Below are 24,719 nucleotides of genomic sequence, written 5' to 3'. Positions count from 1 at the left end.
CCTGCAGCAGAGGCCATCACCGTTGTTGGGGTTGTCGTTGTCGCTGTCACCGCTGCATCCCCGGATCAGGGTTCGGCGACACGTGCGTCATGGGCGGATCTTCTTCGGGGCCGAAATCCATGTCGTCAGCGAGGGTTTCGCTGGTGAGTCCGGCGGCGTCGACCGCATCTGCGATCACTGATCCCGCATCGGGGTCGGGGTCCGGATCGCCACCCAGATCAGCGAACTCGTGGGTGAGGTGGGTGGCGAAACTCAGTTCCTCGGTCAGCCCCGCGATGTCCTCGACCGCGACTGACGACGACCTGCTCCGCGCATGCGCCGTCGCATCGTGATCGTCGAAATCTTCGATGATGTCGGCGTCGATGATGTCGGTGTAGTCGCTGCCGGTGTCCTCGACGAACCGCTCGGCGTAGGCGTCGAACTCGTCGTCGAGTTCCTCTGACAACCCTTCGGCGCTCTTGGCTGCGGCGAATGCCGCGGCCGATGCCATCGCTTCGCCGGTTTCTCCGTGCGCGCTGAGGGTGTCGCTGAAACCGGCTGCGCGGCGGCGACTCTCGATGAGCAGTTCCTTGTATTCGACATCGAGCTCATGCAGGTCCGTGGCGCGGGTCTCGCGGTTGGCGTAGGCGCCGATCTTCCACTCGTGGAGTTCGCTGTTCTGCTCGCGTTCGAGTTCGCCCGCTGCGTTGCGGCGGTCCAGGTCGGCGTCGGCGCGTTCGGCTTGCCCTTCCTTGATCCACTGCTCCATCTCGTGCATCTCCCCGCCACGCTCGATGCGGGCACGCACTTCATCGACCTTGGCGGTGTTCAGTTCCCGCGCCAGGCCCGCGGCCTGTCCGGCGTTGAACACGCGCTGGTGGTGTTCGATGACCGACCGCAACTCTTTGCTGTCGGCCAGGCGTATCCGCTGATCGGACTCCGCCCTCGATCGTGATTCCCCACCACGTCCCCGCATCAGGGCAGCGGTGGTGTGCGCGGTTTGCAACGCTTGAACGAAACCCTGGCGCATCGCCTGACTGGATTCTTCGACGGGATCTCCACTCATGGCAGAACCCCCAATCCGGATAACGCCCACGCCGATCCCGCCGTGGTGCGGGTGGCGTGGGCGTACACCGCCCACCTGATCGGCGGCTGGTCCCCCGGTTGCAGGTCCACACCCAGCACGCGGCTGGCCGTGGTCGCGGTGTCGGTGGGGTGGTCGTCACTGGTGATATGAGTCGACGTGGTGATCGCGGTGGCGGCACCGCGCCACTGCTGCCATTGCGTCGGGCTCACCGGCGCCCACACCAGGGCAGCGGATTCCGCACGCTCAGCGAACCCGGGATCCATCAACACCCGCGCGGCACGAAACGCCACCCGCGCATCGGTTTGCTCGCTCGGGCGATAGCCGAACACGGTGCTCACCGCCGCGGTTAGGACCGCCTCGGCCGAGCACGGGTCCACCGTGTCGAAGGGCAGGGCGAAACTCACTGTGCTGCACTGGTGTTCATCGTTGGTGGCGGGGTGGGGTGTGTTCGCGGCGCAGGCTGCGGTCACGGCAGCGAGGGAGATGGCCGCGGTCAGGACTTTTGGTGGGGTCATGCCGGCTCCCGGTGTGGGTGTAGGAGGCCGGCGAGGTCGATGGCGGACCAGTCGACGGCCTCGTGGCGGTTGCATTGTTCGGCGGCCGGGTTGTGCACTGGTTCGCTCACCACGTCCAGCACCAGCGCGCAGGTGCGGGCGGTGTGGTGCAGTTTCTCGATGTCGATGCCGCGGGTGCGGGCCAGGATCAGGTGCAGGGTGGCCGCCTGGGCACCCCATTGGGTGCGGGCTTGCCCGGCCAGCCAGATCGCTTGTCGCGCTGAGGCTTCCGCAGCCGCAGCACCGGTGGCGATGACGGTGTCGCTGGCAAACCGGTCGTGCCAGATGACGCGCCCGTCGCCGCGGCACACGGTGAAGGCGTCCATGGTGGCGGCCGACCACAGCATCAGCCGTGGCCCCCGCACCGCCATCGCAGCCAGCCGCTGATCGGCGCTGCGGCGAGCGGCTTCGATCTGGCGCAATCCTTCGTAGTCGATCCCGGCCTCGACCAGCAATGCGGTCAGAAATCGCTCGAAGGCGCGGCCGTCGGTGAACTTGTGCTCGACCGCGACCCGATCGAATTGGCAGGTACTGGTGAACCCGTGCAACTCGGCCGCACGCACACGCACGACCATCTCCGGTGTGACACCAGAGTGCGGGGCCGCTACTGTCGGTGTGGTTTTCATTCTCGTCCTCCCGGGGTGGTGTCGAGGGGTGAGGGGGCGGGTTTGCTGTAGCGGCGCACGGCCATCCGTTCTCCGTCGAACGCCGATAGCGCGGTGAGAGTGACGTTTTGGCCGCTTTGCGGGCTGTGTAACAGCAGGTCGCGGCCTTGAGCGTCACGGCCGTAGTAGATGCCGACGTGATGGGAATCCATAGCGCCTGGCGCGGTGAAAAAGATCAGATCCCCCGGCGCCCGCTCGGCATACGGAACCGGTTGCGCGCTGGGGTGGTCTTGCTGGGCTTGGGTGTAGTGCGGCAACCGGATTCGCCCGCCCGAGGCCTGATAGATCGCATATAGTGTCAGGCCCGAGCAGTCGAACCCACCGCTGGTCGGACCGTTGGTGTCGCCGCCGCCCCACACATACGGGGTGCCGATCCATTTCATCGCCGCCTCGATGACCGCGCGACCGAAGGCACTGGCGTGCGCGGGTAGTGGCGTCCCGGATCCGTTCGTCCCGCACCCGGCAGGTGAGGACCCGTCTTGTAGGGATGGCATCGAGGCGGTGTCGATGTCGGCGAACATCGCATAGAGTCGCTGCGCTAAATCCAGTTGCGCCCCATAGGCATTCGGTGCGGATTGTTCGATCGCCTGTGCCAGCTCGGGCGGTGACATGTGCGCGGCGGCGGGCCCGAGTTGGGCGGCGTGGTCGTAGAACCAGTTGATTTGGTAGATCGGGTTCATCAGGGCGGCGATACCGACTGATCCCCATACACTGGCACGCATCTGGTGCGGGCCGACCGAGTCGTGGTCGTAGCCAAGGCCGTCGTTGCTGTAGTTCAGCGATTCCGGCACCGCGGGGTTGGCCAGGTTGCGGAAGGTGGATTCGGTGGCGGCGGCAGCCAACTCGGCGATGATCATGTTCTGTGACATGCCGCGTTGTTTGCCGATCGCGACACCGTTGCGGGCCAGCTGTAACTGGCGCTCCGACAGCCCCACCACTGATTTGCCGGTGGCACCACCGACCCCGGCGGCACTGTTGGCCAGTGGAGCCGCGCACGAACGAGCCGAGTCGACCCCGACCACCATCAGCAGTAGTATGATCAGCGCGATCGGTAGCGAGATCGCTGTCGCGATCACGGTTTTCGAGGTATCCATCATCACCTGCTCGATTCCCCTGCTGTGGGCAGGTTGTCGAATCGGCGGTTGGTGTTGTGGATATCCGCGGCACGCTCGGTGGGGGTGAACACCAGCCGGAACGGGATACCGGGTTCGTTGGCTTCGCCGGTCTTGAGCAGGAAACAGCCTGTGCCGGGCGGTGTTTCGCGGCGTGAGGGGTCCAGGTCGTCATCTGAGGGTGGGCGCGGAGCCGCCCATGAGGTGACCAAACGTTTCTCGGTGTCGGTGATGCCGACCGCGTTGCGGATGCGGTTGATCTCCTCCGGCCCTACCGGGCCGATCAGTTTCGCGCGTGCTCGCTCGAAGAACCCGAGGGCTTTGGCTTGTACGCCGGCGGAGTCGAAGGCAGCGAGGTCTTTGATGGTGTGGCTGCACATGATCAGCCCGGTCCCCAGCGCGCGATTCAACCGGGTCAACGCATCGACGCGGTCGACCATGAAATCGCCCACACCGAGCACACGCCAGATCTCGTCCATGACGACTTCGAAGGTGCGCGGCGGGGCAAGCCCGGAGTCAGCGAGTGCGTGGGCGGCGGCGACCGCGCCGAAACCTTCACTCCAGCAGACCATCAGCACCGCCGCCAAGAGTTTGGTGTCGCCTTCAGGGATGCGGCTGACATCCACACACACTGCGGGGCTGGCCAGATCAAGGCGGGTGGTGGTCGGCCCGTTGAAGATCGCGCCGAACGGTCCTTCGACCAGCGCGCGCAGGGACCGGCGCAAGGTTTTGGTGCTGGCACGGTAGGCGGGTTCGTCGTCTTCCTCGACGAACTGGCGCAGTTGGTCGCCACCGCCGGAGATGACATCGAGCAGGTTCGACAGCAGCGGTGGGTGTTCGTAGCTGAAACCGCCTGCGGGGCTGTAAAGTTCGCGCAGCCCGGCAGCGAGGAGTACTTCTTCGTAGTCGGCGACGCGGGATCCGCGTACGAGCTCGATGAGGCCGGCGACGATGTTGACCTGCCCGGCTTCCACTCGCGCGGTGACCTGGCGGCGCTGGTCGGGGTCGGTGAGTCGCGCCACCACAGCACCGAGCGCGCCGACGTCGAGTGGGTTGACGGTGCCGTGACCGTAGCCGACGTCGACGACCTGCCCGCCGAGTTTTACGACGAGGTCGCGGTAGTCGGGTTTGGTGTCGCCCATGCACAGCACGGTTTCCCCGGCCGCGACCGCGCCGGTCACCATACGCCGGATCAGGCTGGATTTGCCGAAACCATTGAGCGCCAGAACGAACGCGATCGGGGCGGTGATGAACCCGCGCAGAAACCAGCTCATCGGGTCGAAATGCACAGGGGCGCCGGTGATGTAGTGCGCGCCGACCGGCGTGCCGACGGTGGGGGCGCTGGCACCGACGGTGAAGGGCCACAGCCCGCCCACTTGAACGGTCGTCGCACGCCATTCCGGCATGCCGGGCACGACCGCGGCGCGTCCACCGGCGAGCCCGCGATAGCCTCGATCGGTGAGCGGCAGCAGCGAGCGGTCAAAGCCCTCGCGCCCAGTTTCCTCCCCGCGGCGGGCAACGGTGGACCGTCGATGATCATCGCTGGATATCGCCAGCCGCGCCCGCCAACCCCGCGGGCCAGCCTTGGCAGCGACCGTCTCCATCGCGGCGCGCGCCCGTGGTGTGAGAACCCGTACACCGGCTATCGTTTCGGTGCGGGCGGGGCGAGATTCCTTGGGGCGGCGGGTGATCATGCCGACACCCGCTTCGAGATCGAGGTGTGCTCGGGCAAGATCAATCCGATCCCGAGGCTGGCGGCGAAAGCGGCGGCCTGACTGCCGTAGCAACGGCGCACCCCCAACCGGGAGGCAGCGGCCATCGCTTTCACCGACGCCTCGATACCCGGCAGGTCCCCATCGAGGTGATCGGTGACTGTCACCAGCGCCCCGAACCGGGTCAAGCCGGCCCCGCGCGCCTGTTCCTCGCGGGCGGCTTGGGTATTGCCGACCCGGATCCGCGCCGACGCCGAGGCGATTCCGCGTTCGGTCTGCTCGGCCGCGACCGCGTCACGAAAGTCGGAGTCCACCAACGTGGTTGCTTCAGCGGCTGAATGCAGCCGGTAGACGATCGCCACCCGCTTGCGCGGCACGTCGGCGCGCGGGCGCAGTAACTCCTCGAGCACGGTTTCCATGACCGCCCCGCGCGGGGCGGCGTCCATTTCCCACGTGACCGAGCGGGCGCCGTCGTGCAGGTAGTGATCCCAGCGGTCCCGGTGCGCCAGCGGGCCGACCGAGTCCCACGACTGTGTACGGACGATTTCCGCACCGGCGGATTCGACATCACGTTGGGAGGCGAGGTCGTAGCGGGTGCGCACCAACCCGAGGACCTCCCACGCCTGCAACGGTGTCGCCGGGAGCCCCGCACGGGCCAGCTGGGACAGGACTCCTTGCAGGCGTTGACCGATCTCGCGGGCCTGCTCGGCCTCATCACGGCGGATGCGGCCCTTGCCGATCGCGCGGTAAGTGATCGCGATACGCGCCTCGATCCGCACCCCGACCCCACCGATATCGGCGGCGGCTTCCCGCATCACCGCCTTCGCAAAAGCCGGAGCATCAGGGCGCACCAACCGGGCGACCTCCCGGGCCTGCTTGAGGCGGGTCTCGACCACGTTGTCCAACACCGCGGTCACCGCGACGACTTCCCCACCACGACTCTGAGTCGCCAGGAACTGGCCATATCCTTCGACCCAGGCGTCGATTTGAGTTTGGTCGACCAACTCTTTGCCGCGTGGGATCACCCGCAGCACGACGGTGTAGTGGTCGCTGCGGCGGATATGGATCATGGCGAAGCGTTTCCCGCCCGCCGTCTCATACTCCGACAGCCGCGAATCCGCCAGCAGCCCAGGAAGTTTCGCGATGCCCGGGATCTTGGAGAACCGGCCAGCCTGGTAGACGTGCTCACCGCGAGCTGCGGCAGCGGCGAACTGGATACGCAGCAAGACGATCTCCCAGCCGGTGCGGCCGTTACGGGTGATCGCCAGTGGCGTGAACACCAGTGCCGAGGCCACGACCAAGCTCGCGGCCACCGACAGCGACCGGGTGAGCATGAACCCAACCATCACCGTGATGATCAAGCCCAGCCCGAGCATGGACACACCCCAGGTCAACCCGAAGAACCCGGCCGAGCGAGGGCGCTCCCAACGGCCGTACATGCGTGTGCTCATCGCCGAACCTCCCCCGGCCCCAACGCATCCGGATCCAGACCACCCTCCGTGGCGTCTCGTGTCTGGCTCTCGATGGCCGAAACCCCCTGCTCCCCCAGTTGCGCACCCACCATGACCGCCGCGGCCACCCCGGCACCGGCTGCACTACCACCGGCCGCTTCCCCGCCGCTGCCTGCACCGGACCCGCTCGACGACTTCGCCGCTACGTCTGCGGGAGGCGGTGCACCACCACCATTCGAACCCCCACCTGAACCGCTGTGGCTGACACCTGAACTGCCCGCCCCAGAGGGCGAGGCACCGTTGCCACCACTGCCATCAGGCATCGGGCGGCCCCCGCCACCACCGCCTGGTCCAGGCGGGTCCCTGGGTGGTGGTGATGCGCCGCCCGGGTCGTTCTCGCCTTCGCTGACCTTGCGTCCTCGCGAGCGGTCTCCCAGCGATGCCATTGCTATACCTGCGGCGCCGCCCGCCACCACCGCTGCCGCGCCGCCCCCACCTCCGAGAGTCGCCACCGCGGGTGCGACCAGCCGGATCAGCGCGGGCAGAACCACCACGCTCATCACCAGCAGGATCAGTCCTAACAGGATCAGTTGCGGATCGCGCTGTTCCTCGCGGCCGATGACCGCAAACGCGATCGCGTAGATGAGCGCTCCGGTCGGTTTGAACAGCACGAACGCCAGCGACCAGCTCAACAGTTTCTTGTATGCCTGCGAGCCCGGTCCAGTGCCTGAGGCCGCGGCGGCCAGCGGGATCACGCCGACGACGAGGATCAGCAAGGCTTGGCGGATAACCAGCATCACCAGTTGGATCAAGGTGCTGATCGAACCGAGTAAGCCAACCAGCAACAGCAGCCCGGTCCCGAGCCCGGAGCGGGTGTTGGCGTCGAATTCGGTTAAGCGGCCTACGACGCCGTCCAGGTCACCTCCGCTGGCGTCGAACAGAATCCAGTTGGCGAAGCTGTCCCCGGCGCGGGTTCCGGTGGTGATCACCGCGGCGAAGGCCATCGACGCGAACACCGCCCGCGCCAGCATCAGAAAGCTCTCCTGTGCCTCGCCCGCGACCCCGCCCCGTTTGGCCAGCGCCAGCCGTGCCGCGGCGAACATGATCCCCGTGGTCAGTAGCAGCACTTGCAGCCCACTGCTGTATTCGCGTATCGCCGACAACGCTGCGCCGGGCTCGCCGCCCGCGGCGGTGAGTTGCGGTGAGGGAATGGTGGTCCACCAGGTCATAGCGATTCGCAAGACTGTGGTGAACCCGTCGAGCAGGGTGTCGGCGAAGTCATCGAGCGCGGAACTCGCTGCCTCGGTTGCGGCGTGCCCGAGTTGTTCGCATGCCTGTTGTGGACCCAGCGGCATGTCGCAGATATCGGGGGTGGGCAGTTGGGTTCGCCATGTCACGGTCGCGGTGACCGGAGCGCCGGTGAGGGCTATATCTGTCATGACAAGCCCTTCCAGCTTCCGAATCCGGTCAGAGAAGAGGCGGAAGTACCTGGGCCCCAGAATGTTTCGACATCGTCGGGTACTCGCACGTGCCAGTCGCCGTCGATCCAGGCCATCGGCCAGGTCGAAATCGTGTAGCCGATGTCGTTGTGCGTGGCGAACTGCACCAGAGCGAGGTCGTCGCGGTAGCCGGGTTGGATCCGGACACCGTCAGGGACCACGACGTAGCGGGCGGCGTCGCGGGTGCGCTGGCGGGAGCGGGTGAATCGGTCGAGTAATGCTTGGCCGCCGCCGTAGTAGCGTTCTCGCACGACTTGCTGCCACATCCCCTCAGGCGCGGCCAAAGTACGAGCAAGCGCGTCGGCGGCGGCAAGCGCGGCACCTTGTGGGGTGTGGGCGAATCCTGTTGCGATGCCGTCGTGAATGCGGGCGGGCCCGTCGCTGCCCGATATCGGTAGTGCAGCACCGCCCCAGCCGCGCTGCCACTGCATGCGGGCGGGTGGGGTGGTCAGGTAGCCCGGGCTGACGGGGTCGACGCGGGTGCTCGGATCTTGGGCAAGTGCGACACCGGATTCGTCGTTGGGCACTTCGAGACGGTTGCCGAACAAGTCGGTGGTCGGCGGCAACGGCACGACGGTTGGTGGCAGGTCAGGAAAGGTTCGTTCGGTCGGGGTGTGGATGTTGCCGGGATCTGCTGGGATATCGCGGTGGCCGGTGTCGTGGGTGATGGTCAGCACGAACGCTGCGATCACGACGGCGGTGATGCCCGCGAGCAGGATGATCAGCAGGTGATGGGATCTCACGGTGGTCTCCTCAGCGCGGGGTGAATGCGACCATGTCCGGCGGCGGCGCCGCGAGGGCGGTGACCGGGGCGGTGGTCGGGTTGTCGGGTAGCCGCAGCCGCCAGTCCTCGCCTTGCCAGGTGACGTGGGTGTTGTTGCGGGTGACGGAGTTGTCGGGGTGGAGGGTGTAGATATCGACGTCAGTGGCGTCGAGGGTGTGGTGGGCGATGACATAACCGAGGACTTTCGGTGCGCCGCTGGTGATCGGTGCGGTGATCGAGATTTGGGCGCGGGCAGTAGCCCAGTTGTCACGACCTGGTCCCGGGGCGAGCATGCGCTGTCCGACCATCGCCCACTGGGTGTCGGTGGCGATGGACATCCGTACCGTCGAATGGACCGCGGCCAGCGCAGCACCTGCCGGTGACCGATCGAATCCGCTGGCTACCGGTCCGTCGATGTGGTGTGGACCTTGGTCAGCGATTGGAAGGTCGACGCCTAGGAAGCTCTGCCACCGCAGTCCGGTGGGCACGGTGGGGGTCGCGGTCGCGCTGTCGCGTGCGAAATCGCGAGTGTTCTCGGAGCCGCAGGCGAGCAAGCCAGCCGCCGCGGTCAGTCCGGCGCAGGCGAGCAACGCCATGAGGCGGCTGCGACGGGAGCGGAACAGGTTCACTGAGTGGCCTCCTCGGACGAATTAGGTGGGCAGGACGGTGATGGCGATGGAGCTGGCCGATCCGAGCAAGGCCGCGCCCAGCAGTGCGCCGAGCAGTCCTTCAACGCTTTCTTCGCGGTACATGCGGATCGCCAGCAGCCCGCCGACCCACACTGCGCGGGCGATGCACAGCAGCAGCACGAACCACATCAGGTAGCCCAGCAATTGAGTCAGTGGCGAAAGCACCTGCGCCGGAAGTGGTTTGGCGATCACGGTGCGCCGCCGTGCTGTTGTTGGGTGCGGTAGGCGACCTCGAGTGCGGCCAGGATCGGCTCGCAGGCTTTGCCGGGCTCGACATACGGCAGGGAATGTCCGGCGTCGGGGACGCTGTCGTAGTCGCCCCAGATCCGTTCGGCCAGATGCTCGGATCTACTTGGTACGACGACCGGGTCGAGCTGCCCGGTCAGTACCCACGACGGGACAGCCCGTAAGGCGCTGGCTGCCTCGTCGGTCAGTGCGGCGCCGCTGTAAACGGCGAGGTCGGCGAGCATCGCGTCGAGGTTCTCGAGGCGCGTCGCGCCGCCGGTGGCGCCGAACGGGCTGCGGCGCGGCGCCCGGTATCGGAGCGGCGGCTCGAACAGATAGGTGGTCATTTCCTCGAGCAGCTGACGCGCTGCGCGTCGGGAGCGTCTTCCCTCGGCGTGAATGTCAGGGGTTGGGCGCCAGGGGAATTCGGGGCAGCCGTTGAACAGCACGATGCCCGCCAAGGCGCGGGCACGTTGTGGGTATTGCTCGGCCCATGCCTGCACCAGCAGCGTTGCCACCGAGTGCGCGACCAGCACGACCGCTCCGTGCGCGTGGGCGAGGACTGTGTCGAGGTCATCGACCAGCGTCGGCAGTACAGTTCGGGCCTCGGGGGCTGGGTGCTCGGAGGTGCCGTGTGCGCGTTGGTCGTAGACGATCTGGGCGATGGCGCCATCGAGTCGTTGGTGCAGGCACTCGGTCAGCGGCGTCCAGTAGGTGGAGTCGGTGAGCATGGCGTGCACGTAGACCACGCTCGCCGGAGGACACTCCGGGCCCAGGCGTGTGGCCGAGACCCGCAGCCCGTCGGGGGCTGCGATGGTGAACGGTTTCGCGCCGCGAAGATGGACGGTGTTGTGTTCGCGTGTGGTGTGCGCTGCGGACGAGAACCGGGTGTCGGCTCTCCAGCTACCGGGCACAGTTGCCGACAGTTGGGGATGAATCGGGAAGTGGCGCATGGGTTATGCGCCTCCGGTGACGACGCCATTCATGATCGCTCCGGCGCTGGTGGCGATGATGCCACCGACCAGGGCGCCGAGGATGATCTTGGGGGATTCGACCGCGCCGCCGTGGAATCGCTCCCACCCGAATTTGCCGCCGGCGTAGATCAGCGACGCGATACCGGCGAGCATGACGATCCAGGACAGATAGTTGACGAGGTTGATCAGCTTGTCCGCGCCCGGCGGCGCTATAGGGGTGGGTTTGATTTCTTGGGCGAGCACGGTGATCGCCTCGCCGACCGCGTAGGCGGTGGTCATGGCGTTTTCTCCGAATCGGGTTGTGCAGCAATCGAACGAGTGGCTGCGAGGTGGGTGATGATCTGGGTTCCGGCGCGGTGCACGTCGGCGGGAACCGCATCGCGCAGCCCCGATCGGCGCGGCGGCGGTGGGTCGAATGGCACATACTCGGCGAGTTCGGTCAGTTCACAGACGACGAGTTCGTCGTGCCAGCCGATCTCATAGACGTCGGCGACCAACTCGGCGACCACAGCGCGATACCGGCGCACCACAGCGGGTACCTTTCCCGGGCGAGCCGCGGTGAGTACCAGCCCGATCACCTCCACCCCGTCGGGTGTCAGACCGGCGTGCCATTCGCGTAGCCGTTCGGCGGCTGCGGTGAGGCCGGGCATGCACAGTCGGGCGGCGATGATGACGTGCTGGGTGGTCCGCGGTGATCCGGGCCAGGCCAGACCGGTGTCGGCCGCCGGTGCCCACCACCGCGCCAGCGTCGAGGTTGCGGCACCGCCATGCGCACCGAGCACCGCGAACAACGGTGGATGCGCACCCGTGGTCGGCAACGGTGTCTCCCGCACCGAAGCCAACTGTTCCGGCGCGGTGACGGTGCCCGGATCGAGACGCTGCCCTCGGTCGCGGTGGTCTCGGTGTAGGTGCAGCGGTGTGGCCATCGCTCAGCCCCGCTTCTGAATGTTGGTGATGACGACGCCGTCCGGGGTGTGCCCGACGTTGATCAACTGCAGGTAGTCGATGCGCTGCCCGTCGGGATGCTGTGCGACCAGATGGACTTCCGCGGCGCCCTCGGCGATCGGGGTGATCGCGACACAGTGGGTGGTTCCGGTCGGGGTCGAGGCGATGCCCGCTGCCAGCCCCTCGAGGGTGAGACCAGCCTCGGGGGCGACCAGCCCCAAGGCGGTTTCGGCGCTGCGCTGTCGGTAGTAGGCGTGCTCGAAAGCCGCGATCACCCCTGGCAGGCTGTGGGTGTCACCAGCGGTGTCGGTGACGGTCTGCCCCGACAGTCCGGTGCATGGCCCACCGGTTTGTGGGGTCGTTGTCGGGGGGCTCGCGGTCGCGGTGGGGATCACCGCGGTCGTGTCCGGATGGTCAGCGATCGAGCTGATTCCCACGGCGATCAGCGCGGCGGCTATTCCGAGTGCGCCGGTAAGCCCGATCCATACCCGCCGTGGTATGCCCGCGTGTGTTCTGCCGCTGGCGGGTTGTGGGGTGTGCTGTCTGATCCACTGCCATTCGGTGCCGCGCTCAGGGTTCGCGTCGCCGGTGGGGGGCGAGATGGTTTGCAGGGCAACGGGTTCGCCGCGATGCAGCCAGCCGCCACCATGATCGGTGTCGATATCGGTTTGGGTGTTGGGCATTTCGGTTCTCACCTCCTTGGTGTGGTTGGCGGGCGGAGTGGGGCCCTTCGGGCGGGCGGCCAGGGGAGAATCAGCCGACAAGGTTGTGGGTACGTCGGGCGGATTCGGGCTCCGCCCGAAGGGGTCTAGGGGCCGGTGCTCGACGTCGGTGCCGCTGGTGTCACGGCAGTGGTGTTGGGTGGTGTGGTCGTCGAGCGGGTGACAGATTGTGGTGGGGATGAGGCGATCCCGGTGGCGGCGAGGTCGCGGGCCAGCGCGGTGAACCAGTCGGCGGTGGCGCGCAGCGCTGGATGCCCGGTCGGTGTGGCGGGCACGGTTTGGTAGGAGCCGTGGCGGCCGGTGGTGTCGCTGTATTTGGCGGAGCTGGCCAGGGTGTAGAGCTCGCTGTGGTCGGTAATGGTGCTGGTGATCGCGTCGAAGGCTTGATTGATCCAGCGACTCGCGGTCTGTGGCGGTATCAACTCCACGACCGCCGCAGCAAGCTTGGTCCCCAACGCGGCGATCGCCGCCCACGGATTGGACATGCCGACCGTCGCCAGCTCGGCGACCGTCGCTGGTGTGAATACCTTCTGCGCCACCGACACCACGGCACCGAGCCCGATCGTGCCGAGCTTCATCAGTGCCGAGAGGGCGTCGGCAGGTGCTGGTGGTGTCGCGGTCGGACTGGACGCTTCTGCCAAGCGTTGCCCGAGAGATTTGCTGGGTTGATAGGACAGCTGATCGAGGCTGGTGCCGCTGAGGTCCTCGTTGACCACATTCACCGCTGTCGTGTAGACCGTCGCCGACAACGCCTGTGCGACAGTGGAAATCGCGGCGATCGGGTCTCGCAGATCCGACCGTGCGGCGATGTTGGCCACGGTGGTGACCAGCGGGCTCCCAGCCGGTGCGTCGCAGGTAGCGTCACCGGCTACGCACAGATCCGCGACTCGCCCGACCAACGCTCCATACCCGCTCGACCCCGCCGAAGGGGCGATCCCGATACCGGTCAACGCTGGATTGCCCAGGGTGATCGAGGCGACCTTCTCCCCCGTCGTGCCGGGCGCCGCCGTCGGTGTGCTTGCCTGGGGCAGGCCCGGCAATACCGAGCTGTTGGCCGCGCGAGTCGGGTTGGCCAGCAACGCAATTCCGGCGACTCGGTCCGCAGCGACTTGGGCGTTGCCGGTTCCGACTCGTTGGGCGAAGGTAGAGACCGCGGCTGCGCCCTGGGCGTAGCCAGCGACGGCGATCTTGGTGTCGGGACACCGTGTGACGACCTCGGCGGCCATGTGCTCTAGGCGCTGGGCGGCGGCGGTGACTGCGGCGTCATACGGCAGGGTCTTCCCGTCGGCCGCTTGGCCGTAGGGGACGTAGGCGCGCTGCACGAGATCCCCCGCGGCAGCGGCCAGCGGACCGAAGACCTGGCCCAACGCCCCGGAGTCGCTGACGATCCCGGCCTCCGGGGCTCCCTCCTCACTGCCCTGCACCCCCAGCGCATACAGGCTGGGGCACTTCGCGCCGAGCGGGACACCGTCATCGGTGTGCACCGTGCTGATACCGGCCACCGACACGACGACCGAAATCAGTGCCGTCGCGGCGGCGCACCGCAACGCCGCCGTCCTGATAGTGCGGGGATGCATGGGATTTCACCTCGATCTGTGCTCGTTTGGGGCCTGCCCGCACCCCGGGCGAGGGGTTCGCAGGTGCGGGCAGGCGATTCAGGTGGTCCGCGGGCGCGGTGGTGCCGGGGGTGTGCTGCGCTCGGGTCGCCGCGCCAGGTAGTTGGCCAGCTGCGCGATGGCTTCTGGTGCGCCGTCGGTGGCGGTGCCGCTGTGGCTGTTCGGGTATTCCCGCCAGTTCAAATCGACTCCGAGAGAGCGGTATTCGGCGAACAGGTGCCGTCCCATCGATACCGGCACGAGGGCGTCTTCGGTGCCGTGGTAGAGGTGCACGGGTACCTCCGGGGTCGCGTAGCCGCTGGCTTCATTGGCCAGCACGTACTGCCAGATGGGGTCGTTCCAGGGGTCGGCGCGTTCGCACCAGTGCCCCAGCGGCTGGTTGCGATAGGTGATCAGTAGCGCCGCCGCGTCGAGTTCTCGAGCGTGCTCGACGGCGCGGTGTCCTTCCTCGGTGAGCAGGTGCCCCACCGGCAGATGGGAATACGCCCGCGCCAGCCCGATCAGTCCAGCCAATGCCAGCCCCGACCAGGGCCCGCCGTCGATCTCATCGATCAGCGCCCCAGGATCGGCCACGACCGCCCCCGCGGCGACTCCACGGAGATCCAGGTCCGGCGCGTACCGGGGATGCTGCTCGGCCGCCCAAATCGCGGCGCGCCCACCGTCGGCGTATCCCCACACCACACACGGCGCGTTCGCGGAGTCCAGTTCCGGCACGGCGCGGACAGCGCGGGCGAGGTCGAGCACCGCGTGCGCTGCGGCGCGACCGGCCAGGAACATGTGCGGTCCCAACCCCATGATCCCCAAGCACTGACCGTCGGGCACCGCCACCGTCCAGCCGCGCTCGAGCGCGGTGGCAATGAACCCGGATTCCGGTTCGGTCCCCTCCCCCGCGAGCAGCTGCGACGGTGCGCACCGCCCGCCGAGGCCGTGGAATTCCGTGCAGTACACCAAGATCGGGCAGGGTCCAGCGGTGTCCGGCCGGTCCGGTGTGATCACAATCCCCGACGCCGGGATAGGGGCGTTGGACGCGGTGCGGGTGGCGTAGACGAGCTGCCACGCACGCTTCGCGCCGGGCAGCCCCGGGGTGTTTACGCTGCGGCGGCGCTGGATCTCCCCCGGTTGGGGGGTGAAGTCGATTTCGGGGATGCTGTAGAAGTCATCGGGGATGCTGTAGAAGTCATCGATGGTGGTGGGATCGGTCATTATCGGCTCCCGGCGATATCGTGGGCGAGGGCGACCATCCAGGCGATGCCCGAATTGAGTTGGCCGTTGATGGCGTAGTTGTTGTGCCGGGCGACGGTGTCGGCGTAGCGAACCCAGACCGCGGGATTGAGCAGGTCGGCGTTATCGGCGACCAGCTGTCCCCAGGCCGCGGCGAGTTGGCCGGCGAGCTTGGGCAGTAGGCCGATCGGGTTCGCCGCGACGGTGGCGGTGATCTCGTTCCACCGCGCACCCGCGGCGCCGATCTCCTCCGGGCTCGGGCCAGGTGTACGAGGGTCGGCGGCCTCGATCAACCGGCCTGCCAAACCCTGCTGGGGCGCGTAGTCGACATTGCCCGCGCCGACCTGAAAGTCGTTGAGCAACACGCTCGTCCACGCATCACCCAAAGCAGCGGCGAACAAACTATTCATTGACCCGATTGCGGCTATGGGATCGCGCAAGTCGGCTTGGGCGGCGATCTCGGCACCAACGCGAAGCAGCGCGGCCCGGTCCGGCGCCGAGCAGGCTAAGTCACCATCGGTGCAGATATCAGCAACGCGGCCGGTCAGTGCCCCATAGCCGGTCGCGCCGTCGGCGATACCGCCGCCACCAGCGGGCGGGTTGGAGATCTGCACCGCCGACACCGCCGCACCGCCGGTGCCGGGCGCGGGGTCGGGCACGGTCTGTCCCGGGCGTCCTGGGAAGATCGGCGCGTCCGGGGCGCGGTCGGGATGGGCATACAGCGCGATCCCGGCGATCCGATCCGGCGCGACTGGCCCAACGCCCGCACCGACATCACGGGCGAACAACGACATCGCCTGCGCGCCTTGGGAATAGCCGATCCCGGCGATCATCGTGCCAGGGCAGGTTTCGGCGATCTCGGCGGCAGCAGCGTCGAGTTGATTGCGGGCGTCGGTTACCGACACCACATACGGATCCGGTCCGCCACCAGGGACCGCGCCACCGAACCCGGCGCCGTAAGGAATGTAGCTGCGTTGCACCAAACCAGGAGCGGCTGAGAGGACCGGCGCGATGAGCGCGCCAACGACTCCGGTGTCCGCGAGAGGGTCCGCGGTTGGCGAGGATTGGCCGGTACCCTGGACGCCGAGCACATACAGCGCGGGGCAGCCGGGACCGATCGGCACTGCCTGAGCTGGTGCGGTGGCAGTGGCCGCGGCGGCCAGGCCCAGCGCCGTAGCAGTGGCTACCGCTGCGGCGAAGACACGTGCGCGGTTGTTCGCCTCTATGGTCATGGCTGCCCGACTCCCACTCCAGCGCCGAATCCGGCACCGACCGTGCCCGCGGCGACGGCACCGACGACAGCCGCGGGGACACCGATCACGGCGGCCCCCACGGCGGCACCGACTACGGCACCGAGCGCTGTTCCAGCCACGCCGGAGGTCACCGTGCCGATGATCGGCACCGGCACAACCGTGCCGAGCGCGGCTCCGGCGATGCCACCGATAGTGCCGCCGATCAAGCCACCGACCACCGCTCCCGCGGCAGCTACCGGTACTCCGGCGACCACAGCGCCTGCGGCGCCACCGATTCCGGCACCGGCCAGGGTGGCGCCGCTGACCCGGTCCGAGCGTCCGGCGGGGATACCTATCGAGTCCAGCGCGGTCGCGACCTGAGCTTCGGCACCTGCGGCAGCATCGTTGATGGCGTCCGCGCATTCCGTAGGCAGCCAGTCCGGGCGCGGGGTCTGCCACAGCCCGACACGGATCGTGTTCTCCGGCGCCTCGATCGGCGCCACCGGCGCGACAGGCTCGGGCAGATGTAGTTCCTCGAACCTGATCGGTTCCACCGGCTCGTCCGGCGGCGGAGCCGGACGCGAGGTCGCGTCATTGCGGATCTGCGGCGGCTGCGAGTAGTACACCGACGGCGCTGGTTCAGGCTCTGGTGATGGCGGTGGCGGCGTGGTGGCGCCGGGCTGGTCGGGGCTGGTGACACCGGGTTGGTCGGCGATGACGGCAGGTCTGTCGACCGCCGTGGCGGCACCCGTCGAGGCGGCCAACACCAATGCCACGGGCAGTGCACCCGCGAGGACGGCACGGCTGCCTCGGGTGATACTGCTGGACAAACGATTTCGCCCTCGCAAGGCACCTGTTTCAATTCGCTGATCAGGTATGCGAAGGCAAGCAATTCTGCTGGATTCGGGCATGCCAAATAACCCTTCATCGTAAAGGCGGGAAATAGTGAATTATGGCCTGGACGCGCGGGGGCGGGCGCTTTTCGAAGTGCCTCCCAGCAGCGAATACGCTTCTGGGAGGCCGCTTCTCAGGTCTTACCAGTCAGATGAAGGGGGCGATGAGTGCCAGTGCCTGGCCTGCGATGTACAAGCCATTCGACAGCAGTGACAGAGCGGCATTCGCCCATCCCAGAATAGTAAGCGGGTCCAATGTGGTTTCCTTTCAATCAGTTTGGACTTGCACCTCACATCCAAACCGCGAAACCACCCGAAAAGCTAGGGTTTACGTTCACCTATTTTTAGGTGAGGAATGGATCGTCAAGTTGCTAAAGTGCCATCATGCAGGGTGTTTGCTACCCACTTCATGATCTGATTGGCAACAAAGATTTTTTAGGGATTCCCTCTGCGGCAGCATCATTCGATGCCTGCGCCGCCCCACAAACCCCGCGATCCAGAACGATCGTCGGTTTCTCTCAGATGGAAGATGTTGCCGGGGCCTACCCGTTCTGGTAGACACAGAGCTGGTGCTTGGGGGCAACCGATCATCGTATCTCCGCACATCTCGCAGCGGAAGACACCAGAAGGGGGGGACTCCGTGAGTCCCACACACCGTTCGAACAACAGCAGGCTCAAACCGCAACCGTCCATCCCGACGCTGGGGACCACGTTGCGACTGATCAGAGAGGACCTGGGACTAGCACGCTCCACAGCTCGCGACCGCCACGGCATCAGCGACTCATACCTGTTCGAGATCGAAACCGACAGGTATGTACCGAAACTCGAGACACTCGAAGCGATCATCGCCGGCTACAAGGTCGACTCACTGCTAGCACGTCACCTGCACGAACTACGTGCTCCGGCTGAGGATCTGGCACCGGTGCACAAGCTTCGCCAGTCCGTGGCCGCCAACCTCGATTGGATAAGTCACCTCGACGACCTCGAACGACGAGGCGTGTTCGCGGCATACGTGGATCCGATATGGAACGTCCTGGCCTGCAACGACTTGTTTCACACAGCCCTACCCGGCATCGAGAAGACCGACTCGATCCCAACCTGGATTTTCAGCCCCATCGCCCAACAGGTCTTCGTCGACTGGAACCGCGAGGCCGCTCACTCAGTCGCCTACAACAAGGCCATCCTCGGCATCTACCGCGACTCCCAACAAGCCCGCGACCTCATCCGGCAGCTCGGACCCAACAAGCAATGCCGTCGCCTCTGGGCAGCGAGCCTGTCGGTGACCTACGGCCGCGACACCGACCACCTTCTACATCACCGCGACGTCACGACCGGCGAGCTCCGCTCCTACCGGATCAGCATCGCTCCGCACACCGAGGCACTCGATGTCTACCTCGTCACCGCAATCGGCAAACCATACTCCGGACCCCCAGGTCCATAACCGCCATGCGGTCACCAGACACGCGGAGCGACACGCCGCATCCGAGTATCCAACCTCGCGAATCCATCTGCCGCCGAAGATCTTTCCACTGCTCACCGCCAGCTCTCGATACCGTGGAACCACCGGTCCAGCAACGATGCAATATCGATGAGGGGCATATCACACCGAGGCCACAACTACAAAGAAGCATCGGCTTCGGAATCCTCGCCCACAGAATTTGCTGACGAGAGGATCATGAACTGGGATTTCCAATGGAACGTGCGACACCCTTGTAATTGGTGAAGAAGATACGACCAATGGCCCCTGTGCACACAGGTTCCTGTTTGCACAGGGGGCGTTCTCCCCGCAGTCACCCGGAAACGCGACGGCGGCAAGCACAGTTCGGCCGCCGAACTGCCGGGGTACGGAGCCAACAATGACAGATGACCCCGGCACTCAGCCGTTACCACCGGACGAACCGGCTCCCGCAGTCCCGCACGAGCCGACGTATCCCGTTTCAGTCGGAGCCCGCGCGTTGCGCAAGTCACTCCGCTGGTACGAACAGCAACTCAAAACCGGACGCCTCCCCGGACACAAGGCAGGCAGAACCTGGTTCCTCACCGCGGGCGACATCGCGGCCGCTCTCGAATCCACCCAACGGCCCGCAACCACCAAGTCACGGCCCACCACCGCAACACCGAGCCCCTCCGAGCCAACGCGCCCACCCCGACGCAAAGAAACTCGTAGGCGACGCCAGATACCTCCTCAGCGCAATCGCCCCTAGTTCCGCTACTCAACGACGCCAAGATCACCACACATTCCGCCGTGGACCGGGGCTCCGATGACCCGAGACCGAGGCCCTGCACGGCCTCAGCAGACTATTGCTGGTAGTCCGAAATGTCAGAACGTGTCGAATTCGTTCCGGTCCTGGCTTCCGCGGACACTCGGTACGCGGCGCGAATCAACAAGTCTGGTCAGGCTGCGCTCGTTCGGGCGCGGGACGGATCCGATTGTTCCCGCAGTCATCCTTGCGCTCGGGCGTCGGCCTGGCCGCGGCGGGCCGCTGCGTACAGGTTTCTGCGCTGGATCGCCGCCTAGTGAGGCGGCGGCCCACACTAATCAACATCACCTACGTGGTCGTATCGGCAGCAGATCGGTCGGCGCTGTTGGAACGCCGAATGGAGGACGATTGTCCGGTGTATTCCATTGTCATACATGGACAAATGCCCAGCGATACTGTCGGGATCGGACCGTTTTCGAACGAGTTGAGGAGTCGCACCATGCCGACTGATCGCTGCGAAGAGATCATCGACCATGACCCGCCGCCACCCGACGAAGAGCCCGAAGACGCCGGAGATGCGGACGCGGCAGAGGAACTGAAAGCGAAATTTGGCGACAAGTAGACATCCATCCCTTCGCTTGAGACCTCCGGCGAGGGAAGCGGCCTACAACAGCGTAGGGCATCCGAATATGCTTCGTCATATGTCTTCCCATGCCGGATCGCGCGAATCCTTGTTGGCTTGTGATCCTCGTGCGTAAGTGATTCTTCTGGTGTCGGGCCATGTTGTCGCCAGATATACTTGGGGTTCGCTTCCCGCGCTTGCCTGGCAGTGAGTATGTCCATTCGTATGCCGACGCTTTCGTTTGCTACTATCCGAAGGTTTGTGCTCTAGCACAATCGACCCTCATGCATGATTCTTTCGCCAGAGAGAGGTGCACGATGGCTACTCAAAGCAATGATTCAGATGATTCGGACAAACGGGAAAAGGCATCTCCACAGGGGATTACCGCCCAGCGGGCGAACGAAAAAGCCCATCAGATGGCATCCCAGCTTGAGCGCGTCTATGCAAAAGTACTTGCTCTAGAAGAAGTAGCCCTATCAATCAGTGCGAGCGACATATCAGTGGAGAACATAAACGTACGTCTACCTAGACGACTTGACGCTTCTCCTACACCCCGCGGAGGTCCAGGAGACACCGACACACATGATCCGTGGCAAGTGAAAGATGGTGATATGACGGGGGATCCTTATCGCTCTCTGGATTGGGATGTGAGGGACGGCGGTTGAGCATGCAAAATTCAGCAGATCCATTGGCGTGGATTCTTGCGCCGTATTGCGCCGAGGAGTTCACTCGAGTGCACTGGGAGAAGCAACCTTTGTTCGTGCCCCGATCGAATCGTGGTTATTACGAAGGTATGATAACGCTAGCCCAATTCGACGACTTGCTTTCGACGACCCCGGATATCGGGCATCGACTGAGAGTGGTGCATGAAGGCAAGGAAGTATCCTTCTCGCCACCTTCGCAGATTGCGTCTGCGCCATATCTTGAGCAGATTTTTGCCCAGTATCGAAAAGGCGCGACAATTTCGGTGACTCATCTTCATGACCGATGGCCGCCCCTTACCCAGTTGTGCGAACGCCTCACGGACACTTTCAGCGCCGAATGTCAAGTCAACGCCTACCTGACCCCTCGCTGGTCGCAGGGGCTAAGCCGACACTACGACACCCATGACGTATTTGTTCTCCAAGTTGAGGGGACGAAAAGGTGGAACCTCGGCGGATTCGGAACACCCCTTCCGCTTCGTGACACGAGGGGTGATCCTCAATCGCTCGCCGCGATGGAGTTGCGTGATGAGATCGAGCTGACACCAGGAGATATGCTTTATATCCCACGTGGTATCGTTCATGAAGCGATATCGACTGAATCCGCATCCTTCCACCTCACCATTGGTGTCAAGTCCCTTACGTACGCGGATCTTCTTTCTGCAGAGTTCGATGCGCTCTTTGAGCGGGATTCACAATTTCGCGCCGCTCTCCCAATAGGATTTGATCGGGACAGTGATGCCAACTTAGCGGCCAATGCTCAACTGTCATATCTTTTGACGCAAATCAGCGAGCTGGTCTCCTCGGAGCAATCGATTGACAACGCAAGAAACTTGCTGACGCTTGGCCGCCGTCCCTCCTTAAATCGTCACATCCTCGATCTTGAGGCAGTGGATGCGCTGGATGAACACACTGAGGTCCGACGACGTCCCACTCTTCGTTGGCAAATAGAACAGGTCGATCTTGACACAATGCATCTCACGTATCACGGAAAGGTAGTCAGCCTCCCAGCCTCATCGCGTGAAGCCCTGGCATTCATGGCGACCGGTCAAAAATTTACGGCGATCGCTATGCAAACGCGACTGGATATGCCTTCCCGGTTACTCATACTCAAGAAGTTACTGAGCGAGGGCTTTTTAACATTGGCAACGTCGTGACGCGAACTCCGTCCACCCTTTTGTCAGATCCAGCCATGAGCGTGAGGAATGCGTTGCAGGACGCGCAGGACCATCGGCCGCGAAGCATGGCTTCCGACATGCTCTGACGGACACCCTTCGCTCGACTTCTATCCACCGAGGCGCTTCGGCGCAGGCTAGAAATCCCGCCATATCAGCAGCGAGTGATCCTGGTGTCCGCGTCAATCAGGTGCGCTCGGTAGAACGGCTCTGTCGAACTGTGGTTTGACAGGTGTTCGGCGGGAATAGCAGCGCCATCCCAAGCACGACGAGCCGATCCCGCCGAACGGTGGCAGTAGACGAATGCAAACCTAACCCGCTGGATTCGCCCGCCATATGGCGGGCGACATCACCACACGACAGCAGCCCCGTCAGGCAGGTCGGCCGGCAAGCCGCGGCCGACCTGTCGGGCTACAGATCCACTGCCGTGCCGGTCGTCCATCCAACGTCCAGATACACCGCGCGAACACCCCGATCGAACCCGCCAGCGCCGGTTCCTCGTGGCATCCGCGATACGGTGCGGCAATGGCTTCCGAAACTCAGCAGCGATATGCCATTTCAGCCAACGGTGGTGGCATGCGTGCCGCGGCCGGCCGGCTGCTGATCACTGCCGGTGCGCGGCTCATCGGACACACTGCCCCACCTCAGGAAGTCGATAGAGCGGCATTTGCACGAGGATCCACGCAATTGGCGGTGCTGATCGATGCCGACAACGCCCCACCGACGAAAATCGGCGCGGTGCTGGCTGCAGTGACCCACCGTTATGGCGTCGCACACATCAAACGCGCATACGGGGATTGGAGCCGCCCGCATCTGTCCGGGTGGAAGCATCCGATACTGGCGTACTCGATCAGGCCGATGCACCATTTCGCCTGGTCGATCGGGAAGAATGCCTCTGACCTGGCGATGGCCGTCGATGCTGTCGACCTGCTTTGGGCCCACAACCTGTCTGCGGTCGTCCTGGTCAGCAGTGACGCCGACTTCACTGGAGTCGCGATGCGGGTCCGTGAATCCGGTTGCCAGGTCTACGGATTCGGTGAACTCAAAACTCCGCAGCCATTCGTTGCGGCCTGCGACGAATTCACCCACATCGAGCACCTCGCCGCGCTGGTCGTCGACGACCGACCTCAACAGCCACAGAATCCGAAGACACAACCGAAACTCAAGACCTCGGCCACATCGGACGCGCTCCGTATTCCTCCCGAGATCGCCACCCGATTGCGCCAAGCAGTCGACGATTCCGCCGACGCCGATGGATGGGCACACCTCGGTGCCGTCGGACACGCGCTCGCCACGCGCTATCCCGACTTCACCCCAAAAGCCTACGGGCACACGAAATTCGGCAAGTTCATCAAGGCCAGCACGCTGTTCGAGATCCAGAACCGAAGCCCGGGAGTCGGCAAACAGAAGGTGACCTACGTCCGCAACAAGCCCACCTAGACCGTCGACGGTAGCCTGACGAATTCGAGACGTAGACAGAGGAATTCGCAACAGCTTGCAGGCGCACCGCGATGAACTCGTTCACCGCGGCCAGTGGATCGCAGGCCGCCGCGGCGGCATCGACGTGTCCACGCATCTCGGCAAGAACGGTTTCGGATTCCTCGCACGCCCCGTGGCTGTCCGCATCTCCCTATTTGACAGACGTTTGAAGCATGCGTGTGCCACGATGAGGTGTGGCCGTGTCAGGGGGTGCGTTCGCTGCGGCGCGGTTTCAGTTCCAGTACTTGTATACGATTTCGGCCCTGCTGGACATCGCTGAGAGCGCTGGCGACACCAAGCGAGTCGTGACGGTTGAGGGCGTCCGGACTGGTGGATCGCCCCGGACGATGGACTTTTCCGTGCGCTCCGGAGACACCGACGAGGCGTTCGTCGAGATCAAATACACCTCCGCTCGGGCGGCGACGAGTGTTGTTCGCGCGATCGCCGGGATGCTGCGGATGGTTGAGTTCGGTGATGCCTCGGAGTAGGTGTCCGTCACAAACACTGCCCAGACCGATGGAATCGACTCACTGAATACCCTGCTCACGTCCTCGGCTAGCGACATGATTCAGTGTCCATAGTGGACTTTCCGTCCACCGCGGACCTCGAACCCGGCCCGAGCTAGCCTCGAGAATCGAAATCAACGACGTCATCCAGCGCATAGTGCGGATCCGTTCCGATAGCAAAAGGCGATGGAAACCACTGCGATGCAACTGAGCAACTGGATCTTCCGGTCGGGAAACGCACCGAACGGGGGCACGAATAGTGTCGCCTTGATTGTCATTACGGACGAGGCATACGCGCAGCTTCGCTCGCGGATGTCGAAGCCTCGGGGCGTGGTGGAGGTGCGTGCCGGGGATTCGGCAGCACCGTTCATGGTTCTGCGCAGCCGCTCCGGCAGCCCGATCTGTGGAATCGCCACGTCGCAGGAAGATCGGCTAGGTAGCCGCCGGTGCGAGGCGGCGGTAATCCGCCCGGTATCCCATGCTGCCCAATCCCTCACCGAAGGCAGTGTGCAGGTCATGCATTCAGGGATCTGCGCAGACATGACATTGTCGTAGAGGCAAGCCGACAGAACCCGCATCGCAGGCGAGGCGACAGCAGCGTCACCGACTATCCGGAGAACCGCCGCAGTCGACCACTCTTGCCGGGTAATCTGCCATCCGGATCAACGTGTCCCGCTCATTTCTGCAGAGACCGCG

General features: G+C 65.0%; 25 protein-coding genes. 7 read left to right on the top strand and 18 right to left on the bottom strand.

Annotated elements, in window-relative coordinates; genetic code table 11:
• Nucleotides 1-46: 46 nt before the first annotated feature.
• From ACQPYR_RS22490 to ACQPYR_RS22405, 18 genes are all read right to left on the bottom strand, one after another.
• Complete coding sequence (locus ACQPYR_RS22490; RefSeq protein ID WP_433620918.1) at nucleotides 47-1,045, bottom strand: hypothetical protein; 999 nt, start codon at nucleotides 1,043-1,045, stop codon at nucleotides 47-49.
• Nucleotides 1,042-1,581 carry a hypothetical protein gene (locus ACQPYR_RS22485; RefSeq protein WP_433620917.1) on the bottom strand — a complete coding sequence of 180 codons (540 nt, stop codon included), beginning with the start codon at nucleotides 1,579-1,581 and terminating at the stop codon, nucleotides 1,042-1,044. The genes ACQPYR_RS22490 and ACQPYR_RS22485 overlap by 4 nt, the downstream gene beginning before the upstream one ends.
• Nucleotides 1,578-2,246 carry a hypothetical protein gene (locus ACQPYR_RS22480; RefSeq protein ID WP_433620916.1) on the bottom strand — a complete coding sequence of 223 codons (669 nt, stop codon included), beginning with the start codon at nucleotides 2,244-2,246 and terminating at the stop codon, nucleotides 1,578-1,580. Before ACQPYR_RS22480 ends, ACQPYR_RS22485 begins: the two co-directional genes overlap by 4 nt.
• Nucleotides 2,243-3,382 carry a C40 family peptidase gene (locus tag ACQPYR_RS22475; RefSeq protein WP_433620915.1) on the bottom strand — a complete coding sequence of 380 codons (1,140 nt, stop codon included), beginning with the start codon at nucleotides 3,380-3,382 and terminating at the stop codon, nucleotides 2,243-2,245. Before ACQPYR_RS22475 ends, ACQPYR_RS22480 begins: the two co-directional genes overlap by 4 nt.
• Nucleotides 3,382-5,091: a hypothetical protein gene (locus tag ACQPYR_RS22470; protein WP_433620914.1), complete on the bottom strand. Its 1,710-nt coding sequence runs from the start codon at nucleotides 5,089-5,091 to the stop codon at nucleotides 3,382-3,384. Before ACQPYR_RS22470 ends, ACQPYR_RS22475 begins: the two co-directional genes overlap by 1 nt.
• Complete coding sequence (locus tag ACQPYR_RS22465) at nucleotides 5,088-6,560, bottom strand: SCO6880 family protein (protein WP_433620913.1); 1,473 nt, start codon at nucleotides 6,558-6,560, stop codon at nucleotides 5,088-5,090. The genes ACQPYR_RS22470 and ACQPYR_RS22465 overlap by 4 nt, the downstream gene beginning before the upstream one ends.
• On the bottom strand, nucleotides 6,557-7,999 hold the full coding sequence (locus ACQPYR_RS22460) for a hypothetical protein (protein ID WP_433620912.1): 1,443 nt from the start codon (nucleotides 7,997-7,999) through the stop codon (nucleotides 6,557-6,559). The genes ACQPYR_RS22465 and ACQPYR_RS22460 overlap by 4 nt, the downstream gene beginning before the upstream one ends.
• On the bottom strand, nucleotides 7,996-8,802 hold the full coding sequence (locus tag ACQPYR_RS22455; RefSeq protein ID WP_433620911.1) for a hypothetical protein: 807 nt from the start codon (nucleotides 8,800-8,802) through the stop codon (nucleotides 7,996-7,998). The genes ACQPYR_RS22460 and ACQPYR_RS22455 overlap by 4 nt, the downstream gene beginning before the upstream one ends.
• Nucleotides 8,803-8,812: 10 nt before the next feature.
• Nucleotides 8,813-9,451, bottom strand: a complete 639-nt coding sequence (locus ACQPYR_RS22450) for a hypothetical protein (RefSeq protein WP_433620910.1) — start codon at nucleotides 9,449-9,451, stop codon at nucleotides 8,813-8,815.
• Between the two features lie 21 nt (nucleotides 9,452-9,472).
• Complete coding sequence (locus ACQPYR_RS22445) at nucleotides 9,473-9,703, bottom strand: hypothetical protein (protein WP_433194568.1); 231 nt, start codon at nucleotides 9,701-9,703, stop codon at nucleotides 9,473-9,475.
• A complete protein-coding gene (locus ACQPYR_RS22440; RefSeq protein WP_433620909.1) occupies nucleotides 9,700-10,689 on the bottom strand; it encodes an alpha/beta fold hydrolase in 990 nt (329 codons plus the stop codon). The genes ACQPYR_RS22445 and ACQPYR_RS22440 overlap by 4 nt, the downstream gene beginning before the upstream one ends.
• A 3-nt stretch (nucleotides 10,690-10,692) precedes the next feature.
• Entirely contained in the window at nucleotides 10,693-10,989 is a 297-nt protein-coding gene (locus ACQPYR_RS22435; RefSeq protein WP_433620908.1) for a hypothetical protein, read from the bottom strand.
• The gene (locus ACQPYR_RS22430; RefSeq protein WP_433620907.1) at nucleotides 10,986-11,636 is read right to left on the bottom strand and encodes a DUF6668 family protein; all 651 of its coding nucleotides are present in this window, start codon (nucleotides 11,634-11,636) and stop codon (nucleotides 10,986-10,988) included. Before ACQPYR_RS22430 ends, ACQPYR_RS22435 begins: the two co-directional genes overlap by 4 nt.
• A 3-nt stretch (nucleotides 11,637-11,639) precedes the next feature.
• A complete protein-coding gene (locus ACQPYR_RS22425; protein WP_433620906.1) occupies nucleotides 11,640-12,338 on the bottom strand; it encodes a hypothetical protein in 699 nt (232 codons plus the stop codon).
• Nucleotides 12,339-12,463: 125 nt separating this feature from the next.
• Nucleotides 12,464-13,954, bottom strand: a complete 1,491-nt coding sequence (locus tag ACQPYR_RS22420) for a cutinase family protein (protein ID WP_433620905.1) — start codon at nucleotides 13,952-13,954, stop codon at nucleotides 12,464-12,466.
• A 78-nt stretch (nucleotides 13,955-14,032) separates the two neighbouring features.
• The gene (locus ACQPYR_RS22415) at nucleotides 14,033-15,196 is read right to left on the bottom strand and encodes a lipase family protein (protein ID WP_433620904.1); all 1,164 of its coding nucleotides are present in this window, start codon (nucleotides 15,194-15,196) and stop codon (nucleotides 14,033-14,035) included.
• Entirely contained in the window at nucleotides 15,196-16,446 is a 1,251-nt protein-coding gene (locus tag ACQPYR_RS22410; RefSeq protein ID WP_433620903.1) for a cutinase family protein, read from the bottom strand. Before ACQPYR_RS22410 ends, ACQPYR_RS22415 begins: the two co-directional genes overlap by 1 nt.
• Complete coding sequence (locus tag ACQPYR_RS22405; protein ID WP_433620902.1) at nucleotides 16,443-17,276, bottom strand: hypothetical protein; 834 nt, start codon at nucleotides 17,274-17,276, stop codon at nucleotides 16,443-16,445. Before ACQPYR_RS22405 ends, ACQPYR_RS22410 begins: the two co-directional genes overlap by 4 nt.
• Nucleotides 17,277-17,979: 703 nt before the next feature.
• Between ACQPYR_RS22405 and ACQPYR_RS22400 the strand changes: the two genes are divergently transcribed.
• From ACQPYR_RS22400 to ACQPYR_RS22370, 7 genes are all read left to right on the top strand, one after another.
• Nucleotides 17,980-18,780, top strand: a complete 801-nt coding sequence (locus tag ACQPYR_RS22400; protein ID WP_433620901.1) for a helix-turn-helix domain-containing protein — start codon at nucleotides 17,980-17,982, stop codon at nucleotides 18,778-18,780.
• A gap of 1,259 nt (nucleotides 18,781-20,039) precedes the next feature.
• On the top strand, nucleotides 20,040-20,162 hold the full coding sequence (locus ACQPYR_RS22395; RefSeq protein ID WP_433620900.1) for a hypothetical protein: 123 nt from the start codon (nucleotides 20,040-20,042) through the stop codon (nucleotides 20,160-20,162).
• A 317-nt stretch (nucleotides 20,163-20,479) separates the two neighbouring features.
• On the top strand, nucleotides 20,480-20,827 hold the full coding sequence (locus tag ACQPYR_RS22390; protein WP_433620899.1) for a hypothetical protein: 348 nt from the start codon (nucleotides 20,480-20,482) through the stop codon (nucleotides 20,825-20,827).
• A 2-nt stretch (nucleotides 20,828-20,829) separates the two neighbouring features.
• The gene (locus ACQPYR_RS22385; protein ID WP_433620898.1) at nucleotides 20,830-22,020 is read left to right on the top strand and encodes a cupin domain-containing protein; all 1,191 of its coding nucleotides are present in this window, start codon (nucleotides 20,830-20,832) and stop codon (nucleotides 22,018-22,020) included.
• Between the two features lie 543 nt (nucleotides 22,021-22,563).
• A complete protein-coding gene (locus tag ACQPYR_RS22380; protein WP_433620897.1) occupies nucleotides 22,564-23,478 on the top strand; it encodes an NYN domain-containing protein in 915 nt (304 codons plus the stop codon).
• A gap of 239 nt (nucleotides 23,479-23,717) precedes the next feature.
• Nucleotides 23,718-24,005, top strand: coding sequence for a hypothetical protein (locus tag ACQPYR_RS22375; RefSeq protein ID WP_433620896.1), 288 nt, complete (start codon nucleotides 23,718-23,720; stop codon nucleotides 24,003-24,005).
• A gap of 204 nt (nucleotides 24,006-24,209) precedes the next feature.
• Nucleotides 24,210-24,578 (top strand): hypothetical protein, encoded by a 369-nt coding sequence (locus tag ACQPYR_RS22370; protein ID WP_433620895.1) that lies wholly within the window; start codon nucleotides 24,210-24,212, stop codon nucleotides 24,576-24,578.
• Nucleotides 24,579-24,719 lie beyond the last annotated feature (141 nt).

It is taken from the genome of Nocardia sp. CA-120079, assembly GCF_050955745.1.
GTDB lineage: Bacteria > Actinomycetota > Actinomycetes > Mycobacteriales > Mycobacteriaceae > Nocardia.
Note: the sequence above shows the minus strand (reverse complement) of the source record. Positions and strands in the feature narration are given on the sequence as shown.

Bases quoted from the DNA above. Each gene is read 5' to 3' on its own strand.
- ACQPYR_RS22480 (WP_433620916.1), bottom strand. From the start codon at position 2,246: ATGAAAACCACACCGACAGTAGCGGCCCCGCACTCTGGTGTCACACCG.
- ACQPYR_RS22485 (WP_433620917.1), bottom strand. From the start codon at position 1,581: ATGACCCCACCAAAAGTCCTGACCGCGGCCATCTCCCTCGCTGCCGTG.
- ACQPYR_RS22425 (WP_433620906.1), bottom strand. From the start codon at position 12,338: ATGCCCAACACCCAAACCGATATCGACACCGATCATGGTGGCGGCTGG.
- ACQPYR_RS22460 (WP_433620912.1), bottom strand. From the start codon at position 7,999: ATGACAGATATAGCCCTCACCGGCGCTCCGGTCACCGCGACCGTGACA.
- ACQPYR_RS22430 (WP_433620907.1), bottom strand. From the start codon at position 11,636: ATGGCCACACCGCTGCACCTACACCGAGACCACCGCGACCGAGGGCAG.
- ACQPYR_RS22380 (WP_433620897.1), top strand. From the start codon at position 22,564: ATGGCTTCCGAAACTCAGCAGCGATATGCCATTTCAGCCAACGGTGGT.
- ACQPYR_RS22385 (WP_433620898.1), top strand. From the start codon at position 20,830: ATGCAAAATTCAGCAGATCCATTGGCGTGGATTCTTGCGCCGTATTGC.
- ACQPYR_RS22415 (WP_433620904.1), bottom strand. From the start codon at position 15,196: ATGACCGATCCCACCACCATCGATGACTTCTACAGCATCCCCGATGAC.
- ACQPYR_RS22490 (WP_433620918.1), bottom strand. From the start codon at position 1,045: ATGAGTGGAGATCCCGTCGAAGAATCCAGTCAGGCGATGCGCCAGGGT.
- ACQPYR_RS22395 (WP_433620900.1), top strand. From the start codon at position 20,040: ATGCCGACTGATCGCTGCGAAGAGATCATCGACCATGACCCGCCGCCA.
- ACQPYR_RS22440 (WP_433620909.1), bottom strand. From the start codon at position 10,689: ATGCGCCACTTCCCGATTCATCCCCAACTGTCGGCAACTGTGCCCGGT.
- ACQPYR_RS22410 (WP_433620903.1), bottom strand. From the start codon at position 16,446: ATGACCATAGAGGCGAACAACCGCGCACGTGTCTTCGCCGCAGCGGTA.
- ACQPYR_RS22475 (WP_433620915.1), bottom strand. From the start codon at position 3,382: ATGATGGATACCTCGAAAACCGTGATCGCGACAGCGATCTCGCTACCG.
- ACQPYR_RS22470 (WP_433620914.1), bottom strand. From the start codon at position 5,091: ATGATCACCCGCCGCCCCAAGGAATCTCGCCCCGCCCGCACCGAAACG.
- ACQPYR_RS22420 (WP_433620905.1), bottom strand. From the start codon at position 13,954: ATGCATCCCCGCACTATCAGGACGGCGGCGTTGCGGTGCGCCGCCGCG.
- ACQPYR_RS22435 (WP_433620908.1), bottom strand. From the start codon at position 10,989: ATGACCACCGCCTACGCGGTCGGCGAGGCGATCACCGTGCTCGCCCAA.
- ACQPYR_RS22465 (WP_433620913.1), bottom strand. From the start codon at position 6,560: ATGAGCACACGCATGTACGGCCGTTGGGAGCGCCCTCGCTCGGCCGGG.
- ACQPYR_RS22390 (WP_433620899.1), top strand. From the start codon at position 20,480: ATGGCTACTCAAAGCAATGATTCAGATGATTCGGACAAACGGGAAAAG.
- ACQPYR_RS22370 (WP_433620895.1), top strand. From the start codon at position 24,210: ATGGAAACCACTGCGATGCAACTGAGCAACTGGATCTTCCGGTCGGGA.